We start from the raw sequence: 13,720 nt of genomic DNA on the forward strand, positions 1-13,720 counted from the left end.
TGTCTGGCGGCGGGCTTGCCGCTAGGATGTGGAGGCTTTCCACACCCCAGGGGCTCCCGATAGTGAAACGACTGCTTGCCTGCTCCATCGCCGCCGCGTTCGCCTGTGCCGCGTCGGCCGCCAACGCGCCGAAGACCCCCACCTTCGATCCGCACTTCCTGTCCGCACAGGTCAAGATGCTGGCCTCGGACGCCTTCGAGGGCCGCGGTCCGGCGACCGAGGGCGAGAAGCGCACCGTCGCCTACGTGATCAGCCAGATGAAGGCCGCCGGCCTGCAGCCGGCCGGCGTGATGAAGGACGGCAAGCGCAGCTGGACCCAGCCGGTGCCGCTGGGCCGCTTCGAGATCACCGGCACGCCGGCGTTCAACCTGATGCTCGACGGCAAGGAGCTGCCGCTGGCGCAGGGCGACCAGATCGCCGTGCGCGCCGCGCAGGACGGTTCCACCCACGTGGACATCCGCAACGCGCCACTGGTGTTCGTCGGCTACGGCGTGAAGGCGCCGGAGCGGAACTGGGACGACTTCAAGGGTGTGGACCTGCACGGCAAGATCGCCGTGGCGCTGGTCAACGACCCCGATTTCGAAACCGGCCACGGCGACTTCGGCGGCAAGGCGATGACCTACTACGGTCGCTGGACCTACAAGTACGAGGAAATCGCCCGCCAGGGCGCGCTGGGCCTGCTGATCATCCACGAGACGGTGCCGGCCTCCTACGGCTGGGCCACGGTGAAGAACTCCAACACCAACGCGCAGTTCGACATCGTGCGCGAGCATCCGTCCGAAGCGCACTCGAAGGTCGAGGGCTGGATCCAGCGCGACCTCGCGGTGACGATGTTCAAGGACGCCGGGCTCGACTTCGATGCGATGAAGAAGCTGGCGCAGACCCGCGACTTCAAGCCGGTGACGCTCAAGGGGGAATCCTTCTCGGCGAAGTTCGACGTCGACGCCAAGGTGATCACGTCGCAGAACATCCTGGGCATGGTCAAGGGCAGCAAGTATCCCGACGAGACGGTGATCTACAGCGCCCACTGGGACCACCTCGGCGTCGGCGCGCCCGATGCGAAGGGCGACCGCATCTACAACGGCGCGGTGGACAACGCCACCGGCACCGCCGCCCTGCTCGCCCTCGGCCGTGCGTTCGCGCACGCGCCGAAGCCGGAGCGCTCGGTGGTGTTCCTCAACGTCACCGCGGAGGAAAAGGGCCTGCTCGGCTCCGAGTACTACGCCAGCCACCCGGTGTTCCCGCTGGCCAAGACCGTGGGCGTGATCAACATGGACGCGCTCGACCCGCACGGGTTGACCCGCAACTTCACCATCTCCGGCACCGCCAGGCTCGGCCTGCTCGACGACCTGGTCAAGGTGGCCAGGCAGTTCGGCGAAACCTACTCGCCGGATCCGCACCCGGAGGCCGGCTACTTCTTCCGCTCCGATCACTTCTCGTTCGCCAAGCGCGGCGTGCCGGCGATCTCGTTCGGCTCCGGCGACGACTGGGCGGACGGCGGCATCGCTGCCGGCGAGGCGGCGGACAAGGCCTACACCCGCGACCACTACCACCAGCCCTCGGACGAGTGGCAGGCCGACTGGTCGTTCAAGGGCATGGCGCACGACATGGGCATGCTCTACACGCTGGGCCGTGACCTGGCGGACTCCCGCCAGTGGCCGGACTGGAGCAAGGACTCCGAGTTCCGCGCCGCGCGCGACGCGACGGACAACCAGCGCAAGTAGGCGCTGGGCGATACCGCAAACGTAGAGGGCGGCCACTTGGCCGCCCTCTCGGTTTTCAGGGGAGGGGCGTTCCCTACAGACGGACCTTGCCGCGCAACACGTCGAAGAACATCACCCAGTCGCCAGCCAGGCTGTAGAAGGGATGCTTGAACGTGGCCGGACGATTCTTCTCGAACACGAAGTGACCGATCCAGGCGAAGCCGTAGCCGGCCACCGGCGCCAGCCACAGCCAGACGAGCCGACCGCTGGCGATGGTCATCGCGATGATCGCCAGCACGCAGAGGCTGCCCGCGAAATGCAGGCGCCGGCACACCGGGTGGCGGTGCTCGCCCAGATAGAACGGATAGAACTCGCGGAAACTGGAGAAACCGGCCATGTGCCCTCCGAGGTGACCGACGCAGCCTACGCGCGCGCCGCGGCGAATGCACGACGCAGCCGCGATCGGCGAGTCAGCGTTCCGGCAACGGGATGCGCTCGAGCTCGTCGCCGGGCACGGTGTCGAAACGACCGTCGCGCCAGTCCGCCTTGGCCTGTTCGATCCGCTCGCGGCGGGTGGAGACGAAGTTCCACCACAGGTGGCGTTCGCCATCCAGCGGCGCGCCACCGAACAGCATCACGCGGCTGGGCGACAACGCCCGCAAGGGCGGCGCCGATTCCCCCGCCTGTACCGCCATCTGTCCGGGTGGCACGGTCACATCCCCCCAGCGCACGCCGCCCTCGATGAGGTGCACGCCCCGCTCGGCATGCTCGGGTGGCCAGTCCAGCGATGCGCCCGCCTCGAGCCGGGCCTCGATGAAGAACATCGGCGCGTACACCTTGACCGGCGACCGCTCGCCCCAGGCGGTACCGGCAATCAGGGTCAGCGAGGCGCCGTCGCGCTCGATCCGCGGCAGTTCGGTCGCTTCGTGATGGTGGAACTCCGGCGCAACCTCCTCGTCGCCGGCCGGCAACGCCACCCACACCTGCACGCCGTGCAGGGCATGGCCGGCCTCGCGCTCGGCCGGCGGCGTGCGCTCGGAATGCACGATGCCGCGACCGGCAGTCATCCAGTTCACCGCGCCGGGGCGAATGTCGGCGAGACTGCCGAGACTGTCGCGATGACGGATCGCGCCCTCGAACAGCCAGGTCACCGTGGCCAGGCCGATGTGCGGATGCGGGCGCACGTCCATGCCGCGCCCCGCGGGCAGGCTGACCGGCCCCATGTGGTCGAAGAAAACGAACGGACCGACATGGCGCGCCTGCAGCACCGGCAGCAGACGCCGGACGCGGAATCCGTCGCCCAGGTCGTGCACGCGGCCATCGATCAGCAGGGGATTGGTGTCCATGACATGCGCTCCTCGGGTCGGGTCGTCGACTACATCACCAGGCACGCTGATACTGCAACGGTGTGTGGATCGATGCACCGAGCGCCTTGGCCGCGCGACGAGGAAAGTAGGGATCGCGCAGGCTCTCGCGCGCCTGCAGCACCACGTCCGCGTCGCCGTCGGCGACGATCGCCGCGACCTGCGCAGGTTCGGTCAGCAGGCCGACGGCGCCGGTGGCGACACCGGCCTCTGCGCGGATGCGGCGGGCGAACGGCACCTGGTAACCCGGCTCGACCGGGATCCGCACGCCGGACACCAGGCCGCCGCTGGACACATCGACCAGATCCACCCCCAGCTCGCGAACCTGCCGCGAGAGCGCCACGCTCTGCTCGATGTCCCAGCCGCCCTCGGCCCAGTCGGTGGCCGAAATACGCAGCCACACCGGCAGTGCTTCGGGCCACACTTCACGGATGGCAGCGACCACCTCGCGCACCAGCCGCGTGCGGTTCTCGAAACTGCCACCGTAGCCATCGCTGCGACGGTTGCTGAGCGGCGACAGGAACTGATGCAGCAGGTAACCATGGGCCGCGTGCACCTCGACCAGCTGGAAGCCCGCATCCAGCGCGCGGCGCGCGGCGGTCCGGAAATCCCCGATCACTTTGGCGATGCCCGCCTCATCCAGCGCTACCGGAACATGCCAGCCGGCATCGAACGGAAGGGCCGAGGGTGCAACGGTCGGCCAGGCCCCCTCGTCGACACCGAGCGGGCCGCCGCCCTCCCAGGGACGCTGCGCGCTGGCCTTGCGTCCGGCGTGCGCCAGTTGCACGCCGGCGATGACGCCCTGGGCGCGGATGAACGCGGTGATCGGTGCCCAGGCCTGCTGTTGCGCCTCGTTCCACAGGCCGACGTCTCCGGGAGAAATCCGCCCCTCGGCGGAAACCGCCGTGGCCTCGCTGATGACCAGCGACGCACCACCGACCGCGCGGCTGCCCAGATGCACCAGATGCCAGGTATCGGGCAGGCCATCGGTGGCACTGTACTGGCACATCGGCGCGACCACGAGGCGGTTACGCAGGGTGAGCGAACGCTGCTGCAGCGGTTCGAACAGGGACATCGACGAGCCTCCGGACCTGGGCAAACCGCTGAGCTGCTGGCGCGTGGGACAGGATTCAAGGCTCCGGAAGGAACGATCCGGCGAACGCCACGTTTCCTCAGCGCAACCAGCCGGCGATCCGCCCGGCCACCGCGGCCGGAGCCTTCATCCACGCGAAGTGGTCCGGCGGCCGGCCCTCCAGTGCCTCTGCGCCGAGCACGAGCCTGGTTGGCGTTGCACGCGGCAACTTGGCAAGCAACCACTCCAGCGAGCCAGGCGGCACCAGCCAGTCGTCTTCGAAACGGATGCCCAGCACGGGCAGATCCAGTTGTGCCACCCCCTGCTCAAGGTCGATGTCGAGCCCGCGCGCGGCATAGCGGCCAGTACGCCCGCTGCGTGCCCAGTCGACCGTCACGCCCCGCGCCTCGTTGCCGGCGAAGCCGAGCCGCCGCCCAGGCAGATAGCCGCGCAGCGCAGCCAGCAGCGGTGCTGCACTGTAGGCGATGCGGATCAGCGGGCCGCGCGGAAACATCCGCCAGAACGGAGAACCACTGGCGACCAGCACCAGCCCGGCAAACGACGAAGGGCGCATCGCCGCGAACAGTGTCGCCAGTTGTCCGCCCAGACTGTGACCACCGGCGACCAGGGGCACTTCCGGCCATTGCCGGCGTGCAGCGTCCAGGCTGGCCGCCAGGTCCTGCGACAGCAGTTCGCGATAGCCCCAATCGCTGTGTCGACCGGCCCGCTGATCGCTCGATCCGATACCGCGCCACTCGTGGATCGCCGTGGCCACGCCCTGGCTCGCCAGGTCATCGGCCAGAGCCAGGTAGTGGCGGGCCGGCACACCCATCGCAGGCAGCCACAACACCGCCGCCCGCACTACGCGCTCGTCGGCAGGCGACACCAGCATCAGTTCGGCACGAGCCCCGTCGCCGGATTCGACAGACGACACGCGCAAGGTTGCCGAAGCGGAGAGCGCGTCGCTCATTTCTGCCCTTCCGAGCGCACCAGTCTGACGCCGCCGATGGCCCGGCGGCGGGACGGTCGCGATATGAAGACACGCGCAGGAGGCCGGCACATGCCGACCTCCTGGGCGATACGGAAAACCACCCGGCGGATCAGGCCGGAGATACTTCCTCGGCCTGCAGGCCCTTCTGCCCCTGCACCACCTTGAAGGTCACCTTCTGGCCTTCCTTCAGGCTCTTGAAGCCGGAGCCGGTGATCGCACGGAAATGCACGAACACGTCCGGGCCGCTTTCGCGGCTGATGAAGCCGAAACCCTTGGCGTCGTTAAACCACTTGACGGTGCCACTCTCTCGATCCGACATGACTCACTCCGATTACGCCCCTCGTGACCGGCTGCCCGCCCGCCCGGGCGGCAGTCGACTGGGTCATGCGCAACGCGGGTGACTCGCGCGGGTCTCACGCCGGCGCGGGCCCACCCCGGGCCTGAGCTGACACAGTGAAAAAAGCATAACGGATTTTCGCGTCGTGCAAGCCCCCTCGCCGGCGGCGGTGGCCCGAAACGAGAAAAGCCGGGCATTGCTGCCCGGCTTCTCGGTACGACAGGAGGCTTCCCTGGCGGTCAGGCCGGGGTCACTTCCTCGGCCTGCAGACCCTTCTGGCCCTGCACCACCTTGAAGGTGACCTGCTGGCCTTCCTGCAGGCTCTTGAAGCCGTTGCCGGTGATCGCGCGGAAATGCACGAACACGTCCGGGCCATTGTCACGGCTGATGAAGCCGAAGCCCTTGGCATCGTTGAACCACTTGACGGTACCGGTCTGACGATCGGACATGGATTTTCACTCCGTAGGTTTCTGGAATCGGAACCCGGCCGGCAAAAGCCGGCGGGAACACTGGATTGCGCGGAAATCCTCGGGGGTGAAGCGATGAAGCGGATAGGAATCAGCGGCATCGGGTCACGAGACTCTGGTGACCCCGGCAAACACAGCAACGCGATTATAACCACAGCCGGAAAAACTCCGCGATGCCGTTTTTCCCATGCCTGGCAACCCTTCCGGCATCGCGGGAGCCTGGCGTTCAGGTTCTCCCGACGAGGCGCGTAATCTGGCACCGGCCAGCGTTTCCCCAAGGAGCCCACCATGATATCCCGACGCCTCGCCGTGCACACCCTGCTGCTGCCATGGTTGCTCGCCGCGTGTGCCGGCCAGCCCCACCGCGGCCCGTCGACACGAACCGGGCCGACCGGGGACATCGGGCGCGCCGGGGGAACGGAACCGACCCCGGGCATCGGTATCGAGGCCTGCGACCGTTACCTGGCCAGCTACCGGACCTGCCACCGGGCAGCGGGGATCTTCCCCCCCGGTCAGATCGAGCCCCATTACCGCGAAATGCGCAGCAGCCTGCTGCGCGACTCACTCGATCCGCACATCCGTCCCCAGCTGGCCACCCGCTGCGAAGTGCTGACACGAAGCCTGCGCGAAGCGCTCGACGGCAAGTCCTGTGCAACAGACTCAAGCCAGGTGACCGCACCACGGCGCAACGGCGAGGACGACCGGTCCTGATCAGTGGTTGGCCAACGCGGCCCTGAGCAGCCGCGCGAAGCCGGCCGGTCGCGTCCGGGTCAGCCTCACCGTGGACGTTCCGTGCCAATCGGCCAATCGCTGCAGCGCATCGGCCAACGCATCGGCCAGCTGCGTGTCGCCGTCGACGCCGGGCTCCAGGTACAACGCCTTGATCTCGAACTCTCCTTTCGAACGATGTGCCTTGGCGTCCAGCCGACCGACCAGCGCGCCGCGGTGGAGGACCGGCAACACGAAATAGCCGTACTGCCGCTTCGGCGCCGGTACGTAACACTCCAATGCATAGTCGAAGCCAAACATGCCCTGCAGTCGCTGCCGGTCCCACACCAGCGGGTCGAAGGGCGACAGCACTGCCGTATGCGTGGCGCGCAGCCGACCACCCAGTGCCTTGGCCAGCGCCCCGGCGTGATCGGCGTGGACATAACCCGGCGCATCCCAGCCGGCCACATCCACCTGCAGGACTTCGCCGTCGACCAGCAGAGGCCGCATTTCCCGGTCGGTCACCTGTGGCCGCAAACGGTAGTAGTCGGCGATCCAGCGCGCAGGCACGACACCGAGGGCACGCACGGTGTCGGCGATGAAGTGCCGACGCAGCCCCGCTTCGTCCAGGCCGGTGACCACGCCCGGATCCGGGGGATCCAGTCGCTCGCGCACGCGCGCGGCCAGGTCGTAGACCCGCTGGAATCTATCCCGGCGCAACACCATCAGCTCGCCCAGTGCGAACCAGGCTTCCAGCCAGCGCTTTTCCGGCTTCCACGACCACCAGCCGCCGGCACCACGATCCTCCCGGGCGAAATCGGCCGAACGTACCGGCCCGGTCTGGCCGATACGATCCAGCAGTGCGCGCATCTCCGCGGGATATTCGCGCTGCATGCGTTCGGCATGACGATACGACCAGTGATGTCCACGCCGATGCCGCCAGGCGTCGTGCAACGGGAAATCGGCGGCAGGGACAAAACACGCCTCATGCGCCCAGCATTCCGCCAGGCAGCCGTCGGCCAGCGCCTGCTCCAGCCACTCCGGCGGATACTCGCCGAGTCGGGAAAACAGCACCAGGTAAGGGCTGCGCGCGACGACGTGGATCGTGTCGATCTGCAGCAGCCGCATGCGCAGCACCGCATCCACAAGATCCTGCGGCCGGGCGCGGCGACGCGGCCGGGAAAGAAGCCCCATGGCATGCAACTGAAGCCGCCGGGCCTGGTCCAAGCGGAGCGCTGGCGTGACGGTCTGCGGCCATCCGGCTACAGCAGGTTGAGGTGGCATTGACACGTCCATTGCTAGCGTGACCGGGCGCTCCCCCAGCGACCGAACCTTCGTGGTCCCGCCGCACGATGCGCCCTCCTCATCGATTCTGGCATGGAGTAACGAACATGACATTCCGCAGATACCGGATTCCATTCGTCGCAGCCGCCGCGCTGTTCGCCGCCGGCCAGGCCGTGGCAGCGCAGACCGGCAGCATGTCGTCCCCGCCGCCCGGAAACACCACCGCCACGCCCGACAGCGCGGTGTTCCAGACACCGCAGGGACAGGTCACCATCCGCAGCACCCTGCCTCCGCCCCCCTCGGACAACCCGCCGCCGCCATTCACCCAGCTGGCGGGCAAGAGCAGGTTCATCACGCCCGAGCAGGCGGCGGCCTATCCACCGCTGGCGAACGACTTCGACTACGCCGACAGCAACCGGAACGGCAGGATCAGCGAGGCCGAGTACGCGCGCTGGACCAAGGGCAAGTAGACCGCTGTCGCCCGGACCGGCCGGCCGCAGTAACCTGCGGCCGGCCTTTTCGTGCCCGCGCCCACCAACGACAACGAGATTCCCCGTCATGACGACACCCCTGCCCCGGAAGCTTTCCGCTCCATTCGCCGGCATGCTCGCGCTGGCCGCCGCCGCGGCCCATGCGCAGAATCCGGACCCGATGGACATCCGCGCCTGCACCGCGATCGAAAGCGACTCCCAGCGGCTGGCGTGCTACGACCGCGCCACCGGCCGCGACAACCTGCCGATCGCGCAGAAGCACGGGAACCCTGACGACGTCACGCTGTTCGCCCGGGACACCGGCAGAAAGTCCGATGATGGCAACACCGTGGGCGCCCCCCTGTCGCTGCTGGACTCGCGCTGGGAGCTGGCACCGGAGGCCAAGCTCGGCACCTTCAACATCCGGGGCTACAAGCCGGTGTACGTCATGCCGGTCTTCGTCACCAGCAACCAGAACGACCGGCCGACCAGCCCGAACCCGGTGAACACGGTGTCTGCGCCGATCGCCCTGCAGAACGCCGAAATGAAATTCCAGCTCAGCCTGAAGACCAAGGTCGCGCAGGACGTCTTTGGCGATGCGGGCGGCGATGTCTGGGTCGGCTACACCCAGTCCTCGCACTGGCAGGTTTTCAACAGCCGGCTCTCCCGCCCGTTCCGCGAGACCAACTACGAACCGGAAGCGATGTTGGTGTTCGACACGCACTACGACGTGCTCGGCTGGCAGGGCCGGCTGCTGGGCATCGGGTTCGACCATCAGTCCAACGGCCGCTCCAACCCGCTGTCGCGCAGCTGGAACCGGGTGATCGCCGATGTCGGCTTCGAGCGCCCCGGCTGGACCGTGATGATCCGCCCGTGGTGGCGGATCCCGGAGAGCGCGGCGGACGACAACAATCCCGATATCAGCGACTACATGGGACGCGCCGAGGCGCAGATCGTGCACGAGTGGCACGGGCAGGAATTCGGGCTGCTGCTGCGACACTCGCTGCGCGGTGGCAGCCGCAGCCACGGCGCGGGCAAGTTCACCTGGAGCTTTCCGGTCGCCGGCAACCTGCGCGGCTACATGGAACTGTTCAAGGGATACGGCGAGAGCATGATCGACTACAACCACAACGCCACCTATCTCGGCCTCGGGGTGTCGCTGCTCGACTGGTATTGAGCATTGCGTCGAGCGCAAAGGAAAACGCCGCCCGATGGGCGGCGTTTTTACTTCACCAGGACCGCAACGGCTCAGTGGTGATGGCCGCCCGGACCATGCACGTGACCGTGCTGCTGTTCCTCGGCGGTCGCCTCGCGCACCTCGGTCACCTGCACGTCGAAATGCAGGGTCTGGCCGGCCAGCGGATGGTTGCCGTCGATATGCACCACGCCGTCCTCGATTTTGGTCACGGTGACGTTGATCACGCCCTGCGGGCCGCGCCCCTGGAACTGCATGCCGGGCTGGATGTCCTCCACGCCCTGGAAAGCCTCGCGCGGCACCTGCTGCTCGAGCTCGGCGTGACGCACGCCGTAGCCCTCTTCCGGCGCCACGTCGACCTTGAACTGGTCGCCGACGGTACGGCCAGCCATCTCCTTCTCCAGGCCGGGGACGATCTGGCCGACGCCATGCAGATAGGTGAGCGGCTCGCGACCCGCCGAGCTGTCGATCACGGTGCCCTGGTCATCGGTCAGCGTGTAGTGGAAGGAGACGACGGTCTGGTCGGCAATCTGCATGAGGCTCTCGCATTGAAGTGAAAAAGTGGCGCCGGAACGATGGCGCGAGGCGCAAAGCCTAACAGATCGGCCCGGTCCACCCTGTACAGCGCCGGCCGGATGCCCATACTGGCGGGCATGCATCGATACCCTTGGCCGATCACCGCCCTGCTCTTCCTCGCCCTCTGCCCAGCCCTCGCGCTTGCCGCCGCTCCGTCTGCGCCGTCTCCGGCGACGCCCGCCGCGACGCCCACGGAGCTTGCCAGTCGCATCGACGCGCTGATCGACGCGCCTCGCTTCGGCGGCGCGGACTGGGGTATCGAAATCGTCTCGCTGGACAGCGGCCACACGCTGTACGCGCACCAGCCCGACCGGCTGCTGGAGCCGGCATCCACCGCCAAGCTGTTCACTGCCGCGCTGGTGCTGGAGAAGCTCGGGGCAGACGGACACACGAGCACCCGCCTGCTCGCCCGCGGCCCGGTCGTCCGCGGCCGCCTGCACGGTCCGCTGGTGCTCTACGGCATGGGCGATCCGACGCTGGGCACGGGAGACAGCACCGACTGGGCCGATCGCCTGGCGACCACGCTTGTCGAGCGGGGGATCCGCAGGATCGATGGCGACCTGATCGCCGACGACACCTATTTCCAGGGGCCGCCGATCGGCGCCGGCTGGGAGGTGGGCGACCTGCTCGGCGCCTTTGCCGTGCCTGCCGCCGCACTCAGCGTGCAGGAGAACGCCGCCTGGCTGACCATCACGCCCGGAACCGCCGCGGGCGATGCGGCCGAAGTGGTGCTGGACCCGCCCTTCGCGATTCCAGACATGAGCAGCCGCGTGCTCACCACCGCCGCCGGCAGCCCGCCCGACATCAACCTCTACCGTGCGCCGGGCAGCGACACGCTCTACGCCTTCGGCTCCGTACCGACGGGCGCCGCGACGATGCGCTACCACCTGGCGATGACCGATCCGGCGCGCGTTGCCGGCGAGCTGCTGCGCAATGCCCTGGCCCGTCACGGCATCACCCTGCACGGCCGCGTGCAGGTGCTGCACTGGCCCGAAGAGGACGGCGCCTACCTTGCCGGCGCCGTCGAGCTCGGCCGCGTGGAATCGCCGACGTACGGCGCGATCCTCGAGCGCGGGCTCAAGCGCTCGCAGAACCTTTACCTGCAGAACCTGCTGCAGCTGGCCGGCGTGCAGGCCCGGGCCCAGGCCATCGCCGACGGGACCTCGCCCGACGGTTTCCTTGGCTCCAGCGCCTGGGGGCTGCGTGCGCTCGACGCCCTGCTCAAGGACATCGGCATCGCTCCCACGCAGGCGCGGCTTACCGAAGGCAGCGGGCTGTCGCGACAGAACCTGGTCACCGCGTCGTCGCTGGTTCGCCTGCTGCAGTACATGGCGACCCGGCCGTATGCAGCGACGCTGCGCAACGACCTGCCAGTGGCGGGCGTCGACGGCTCGCTGATTGCGCGCATGCGCGGTACGCCGGCCGAAGGCGAAGTGCACGCCAAGACCGGCTCCATGACCGGGGTGAGCGCGCTGGCAGGCTATGTGACCAGCGCGGGCGGCGAGCGCCTGGCGTTCGCGGTAATCATCAACCACGACGTGCCACCAGACGGCGCGACGTCACCCAGCCGCACGCTGGACGCCATCGCCGAACTGCTGGCGACCTACCGCGGCCGCCCCTGAGCCGTCAGCCCAGGCGCGGCTCGATCTCCCTGGCGATCTTCTCCGGCGTGTCGGTCGGCGCATAGCGACGCACCACCTGGCCCTCGGCATCGACCAGGAACTTGGTGAAGTTCCACTTGATCGCCTCGCTGCCGAGGATGCCCTTGCCTTCCTGCTTCAGCCACTTGTAGAGCGGATGGGCACCGTCGCCATTCACCTCGATCTTGGCGAACATCGGGAAGCTCACCTCGTACCGGGTGCTGCAGAACTGGCGGATTTCCGCCTCGTTGCCCGGTTCCTGGTGACCGAACTGGTCGCAGGGAAATCCCAGCACAACCAGCCCGCGCTCGCGCAGACGTCGCCAGATCGCCTCCAGCCCCTGGTATTGCGGCGTGAATCCGCAACGCGAGGCAACGTTGACCACCAGCAGCGTCTTGCCGCGGAACTCGCCGAGCGAGCGCTCGTTGCCCTCAATGTCGCGGGCGCTGAAATCGTAGATCGTGGTCATGGCCGGTCCGCAGTCGGAAAAGGCGTCAAGCGTGCGCCGAGGGCCCGTTCGTGCGCAAGCAGCGACATATGCATATGAGAAATCGCCAGATCACCCGCTCCTGCGCGCGGGCTATCGTGCCCGCACTTTCGTCCGAGGCGATCCACGATGTCCCTGCTGCTCTCCAGCCTGATGGCGCTGGGCACGCTACTGCTGCTCGCCTGGCCCGGCCTGAAACGGTCTGCGGGCGACGCAGGCTGCGCGCGCAGGCACGACTCAGCCCGCTGATTCGGCGGGAATCTCGAACACCTGCCGCAGGTAGGTGACGTAGGCCGGGTCGTCGCACATGTTCTTGCCGGGGCTGTCGCTGAGCTTGGCGACCGGCTGGCCGTTGCAGCGGACCATCTTGATCACGATCTGCAGCGGCGTCGGGCCGACGTCGTTGGTCAGGTTGGTGCCCACGCCGAACGCGAGCTGGCAGCGCCCCTGGAAGTGCGCGTAGAGCTTCATCACCTGCGGGATGTCCAGGCCGTCGCTGAACACCAGGACCTTGCCGCGCGGGTCGACACGGTTGGCGCGGTAGTGCGCCAGCACCCGCTCGCCCCAGGCGAACGGATCGCCGGAATCGTGGCGGGTGCCGTCGAACAGCTTGCAGAAATACATGTCGAAGTCGCGCAGGAAGGCGTTGAGCCCGTACACATCGGACAGCGCGATGCCGAGGTCGCCGCGGTACTCCCGCGCCCACGCTTCCAACGCCGCCACCTGCGAATCGCGCAGGCGCGGCCCCAGCGCCTGGTGTGCCTGCAGATACTCATGCGCCAGGGTGCCAAGCGGGATCAGCCCGAGCTCGCGCGCCAGCGCGACATTGCTGGTGCCGGCCAGTTGCGCCCCCAGCCGATCGCGCAGCGCGGTCACCACCTCCCGATGCCACTCCCGCGAGAAGCGTCGACGCGTGCCGTAGTCGGCGATGCGGCAATCGGCGTAGCCCGGCGTACCGTGCAACAGCGCGATCTTGGCCGCCAGCCGCTCGCGCCCCGTCGACAGATCGATGCCCGGTTGCGTGTTGCGGAAATACACCTCGTTGACGATCGCCAGCAGTGGCACTTCGAACAGGATGGTGTGCAGCCAGGGGCCGCGGATGTGGATCTCGATCTCCCCCGGCGCATCTGGCGAAGGCTTGAGCTCGACGTACTTGGTGTTGAGCCGGAACAGCTCGAGAAAGTCGACGAAATCGCTCTTGATGTAGCGCAGGCCGCGCAGGTACCGGAGTTCGTCCTCGTCGAAGCGCAGTTGGCACAGCGCCTCCAGTTCGCTGCGGATCTCGTCCAGGTACGGCACCAGGTCTACACCCGGCGTGCGGCACTTGAAGCGGTACTCCACGTGCGCGCCCGGGTACTGGTGCAGCACCACCTGCATCATCGAGAACTTGTACAGGTCGGTGTCGAGCAGCGAGCGGATGATCATC

The 13,720-nt window shown here is 67.9% G+C and carries 15 protein-coding genes; 5 read left to right on the forward strand and 10 right to left on the reverse strand.

Annotation, left to right across the window (positions count from 1 at the left end; all coding sequences use genetic code 11):
• Positions 1-62 precede the first annotated feature (62 nt).
• Complete coding sequence (locus tag C693_RS0103970) at positions 63-1,724, forward strand: M28 family metallopeptidase (RefSeq protein WP_017460958.1); 1,662 nt, start codon at positions 63-65, stop codon at positions 1,722-1,724.
• A gap of 73 nt (positions 1,725-1,797) precedes the next feature.
• Here the strand turns inward: C693_RS0103970 and C693_RS0103975 are convergent, their stop codons facing one another.
• The 6 genes from C693_RS0103975 to C693_RS0104000 form a co-directional block, all read right to left on the reverse strand.
• Positions 1,798-2,100 carry a DUF962 domain-containing protein gene (locus tag C693_RS0103975; RefSeq protein WP_017460959.1) on the reverse strand — a complete coding sequence of 101 codons (303 nt, stop codon included), beginning with the start codon at positions 2,098-2,100 and terminating at the stop codon, positions 1,798-1,800.
• Between the two features lie 73 nt (positions 2,101-2,173).
• Positions 2,174-3,049: a pirin family protein gene (locus tag C693_RS0103980; protein WP_017460960.1), complete on the reverse strand. Its 876-nt coding sequence runs from the start codon at positions 3,047-3,049 to the stop codon at positions 2,174-2,176.
• Positions 3,050-3,083: 34 nt separating this feature from the next.
• Positions 3,084-4,142, reverse strand: a complete 1,059-nt coding sequence (locus C693_RS0103985) for an NADH:flavin oxidoreductase/NADH oxidase (RefSeq protein WP_017460961.1) — start codon at positions 4,140-4,142, stop codon at positions 3,084-3,086.
• 97 nt (positions 4,143-4,239) lie between these two features.
• A complete protein-coding gene (locus tag C693_RS0103990; protein ID WP_017460962.1) occupies positions 4,240-5,109 on the reverse strand; it encodes an alpha/beta hydrolase family protein in 870 nt (289 codons plus the stop codon).
• Positions 5,110-5,239: 130 nt separating this feature from the next.
• Positions 5,240-5,449, reverse strand: a complete 210-nt coding sequence (locus C693_RS0103995; RefSeq protein WP_017460963.1) for a cold-shock protein — start codon at positions 5,447-5,449, stop codon at positions 5,240-5,242.
• A 257-nt stretch (positions 5,450-5,706) separates the two neighbouring features.
• Positions 5,707-5,916: a cold-shock protein gene (locus C693_RS0104000; RefSeq protein WP_017460964.1), complete on the reverse strand. Its 210-nt coding sequence runs from the start codon at positions 5,914-5,916 to the stop codon at positions 5,707-5,709.
• A 306-nt stretch (positions 5,917-6,222) separates the two neighbouring features.
• On the opposite strand from C693_RS0104000, the gene C693_RS22520 reads away from it, so the two are divergent.
• Positions 6,223-6,645: a hypothetical protein gene (locus C693_RS22520; protein WP_017460965.1), complete on the forward strand. Its 423-nt coding sequence runs from the start codon at positions 6,223-6,225 to the stop codon at positions 6,643-6,645.
• On the opposite strand, the gene C693_RS0104010 is transcribed toward C693_RS22520, so the two are convergent.
• Positions 6,646-7,836, reverse strand: coding sequence for a winged helix-turn-helix domain-containing protein (locus tag C693_RS0104010; RefSeq protein ID WP_052329349.1), 1,191 nt, complete (start codon positions 7,834-7,836; stop codon positions 6,646-6,648).
• Positions 7,837-8,033: 197 nt separating this feature from the next.
• Between C693_RS0104010 and C693_RS0104015 the strand changes: the two genes are divergently transcribed.
• Together C693_RS0104015 and C693_RS0104020 are read left to right on the forward strand one after the other, a co-directional pair.
• Complete coding sequence (locus tag C693_RS0104015; RefSeq protein ID WP_017460967.1) at positions 8,034-8,396, forward strand: hypothetical protein; 363 nt, start codon at positions 8,034-8,036, stop codon at positions 8,394-8,396.
• 133 nt (positions 8,397-8,529) lie between these two features.
• Complete coding sequence (locus C693_RS0104020; RefSeq protein WP_017460968.1) at positions 8,530-9,573, forward strand: phospholipase A; 1,044 nt, start codon at positions 8,530-8,532, stop codon at positions 9,571-9,573.
• A gap of 71 nt (positions 9,574-9,644) precedes the next feature.
• Here the strand turns inward: C693_RS0104020 and C693_RS0104025 are convergent, their stop codons facing one another.
• Positions 9,645-10,127, reverse strand: a complete 483-nt coding sequence (locus tag C693_RS0104025; RefSeq protein WP_017460969.1) for an FKBP-type peptidyl-prolyl cis-trans isomerase — start codon at positions 10,125-10,127, stop codon at positions 9,645-9,647.
• 117 nt (positions 10,128-10,244) lie between these two features.
• Between C693_RS0104025 and dacB the strand changes: the two genes are divergently transcribed.
• Positions 10,245-11,789: a D-alanyl-D-alanine carboxypeptidase/D-alanyl-D-alanine endopeptidase gene (gene dacB / locus C693_RS0104030; protein ID WP_017460970.1), complete on the forward strand. Its 1,545-nt coding sequence runs from the start codon at positions 10,245-10,247 to the stop codon at positions 11,787-11,789.
• Between the two features lie 4 nt (positions 11,790-11,793).
• On the opposite strand, the gene C693_RS0104035 is transcribed toward dacB, so the two are convergent.
• Both C693_RS0104035 and pncB read right to left on the reverse strand, forming a co-directional pair.
• Positions 11,794-12,276, reverse strand: a complete 483-nt coding sequence (locus C693_RS0104035) for a glutathione peroxidase (protein ID WP_017460971.1) — start codon at positions 12,274-12,276, stop codon at positions 11,794-11,796.
• A gap of 255 nt (positions 12,277-12,531) precedes the next feature.
• Complete coding sequence (gene pncB / locus C693_RS0104045) at positions 12,532-13,719, reverse strand: nicotinate phosphoribosyltransferase (RefSeq protein ID WP_017460972.1); 1,188 nt, start codon at positions 13,717-13,719, stop codon at positions 12,532-12,534.
• Position 13,720: the final 1 nt, after the last annotated feature.

Origin of the sequence: Dyella ginsengisoli LA-4 (assembly GCF_000334915.1) — a bacterium.
Taxonomy (GTDB): Bacteria; Pseudomonadota; Gammaproteobacteria; order Xanthomonadales; family Rhodanobacteraceae; genus Dyella_A; species Dyella_A ginsengisoli_A.

Excerpts from the sequence above, each read along its gene's own strand:
- C693_RS0104000 (WP_017460964.1), bottom strand. The coding sequence starts at position 5,916 with ATGTCCGATCGTCAGACCGGTACCGTCAAGTGGTTCAACGATGCCAAG.
- dacB (WP_017460970.1), top strand. The coding sequence starts at position 10,245 with ATGCATCGATACCCTTGGCCGATCACCGCCCTGCTCTTCCTCGCCCTC.
- C693_RS0104010 (WP_052329349.1), bottom strand. The coding sequence starts at position 7,836 with ATGGGGCTTCTTTCCCGGCCGCGTCGCCGCGCCCGGCCGCAGGATCTT.
- C693_RS0104035 (WP_017460971.1), bottom strand. The coding sequence starts at position 12,276 with ATGACCACGATCTACGATTTCAGCGCCCGCGACATTGAGGGCAACGAG.
- C693_RS0103980 (WP_017460960.1), bottom strand. The coding sequence starts at position 3,049 with ATGGACACCAATCCCCTGCTGATCGATGGCCGCGTGCACGACCTGGGC.
- C693_RS0104025 (WP_017460969.1), bottom strand. The coding sequence starts at position 10,127 with ATGCAGATTGCCGACCAGACCGTCGTCTCCTTCCACTACACGCTGACC.
- C693_RS0103985 (WP_017460961.1), bottom strand. The coding sequence starts at position 4,142 with ATGTCCCTGTTCGAACCGCTGCAGCAGCGTTCGCTCACCCTGCGTAAC.
- C693_RS0103995 (WP_017460963.1), bottom strand. The coding sequence starts at position 5,449 with ATGTCGGATCGAGAGAGTGGCACCGTCAAGTGGTTTAACGACGCCAAG.
- pncB (WP_017460972.1), bottom strand. The coding sequence starts at position 13,719 with ATGATCATCCGCTCGCTGCTCGACACCGACCTGTACAAGTTCTCGATG.
- C693_RS0104020 (WP_017460968.1), top strand. The coding sequence starts at position 8,530 with ATGCTCGCGCTGGCCGCCGCCGCGGCCCATGCGCAGAATCCGGACCCG.
- C693_RS22520 (WP_017460965.1), top strand. The coding sequence starts at position 6,223 with ATGATATCCCGACGCCTCGCCGTGCACACCCTGCTGCTGCCATGGTTG.
- C693_RS0104015 (WP_017460967.1), top strand. The coding sequence starts at position 8,034 with ATGACATTCCGCAGATACCGGATTCCATTCGTCGCAGCCGCCGCGCTG.
- C693_RS0103975 (WP_017460959.1), bottom strand. The coding sequence starts at position 2,100 with ATGGCCGGTTTCTCCAGTTTCCGCGAGTTCTATCCGTTCTATCTGGGC.
- C693_RS0103990 (WP_017460962.1), bottom strand. The coding sequence starts at position 5,109 with ATGAGCGACGCGCTCTCCGCTTCGGCAACCTTGCGCGTGTCGTCTGTC.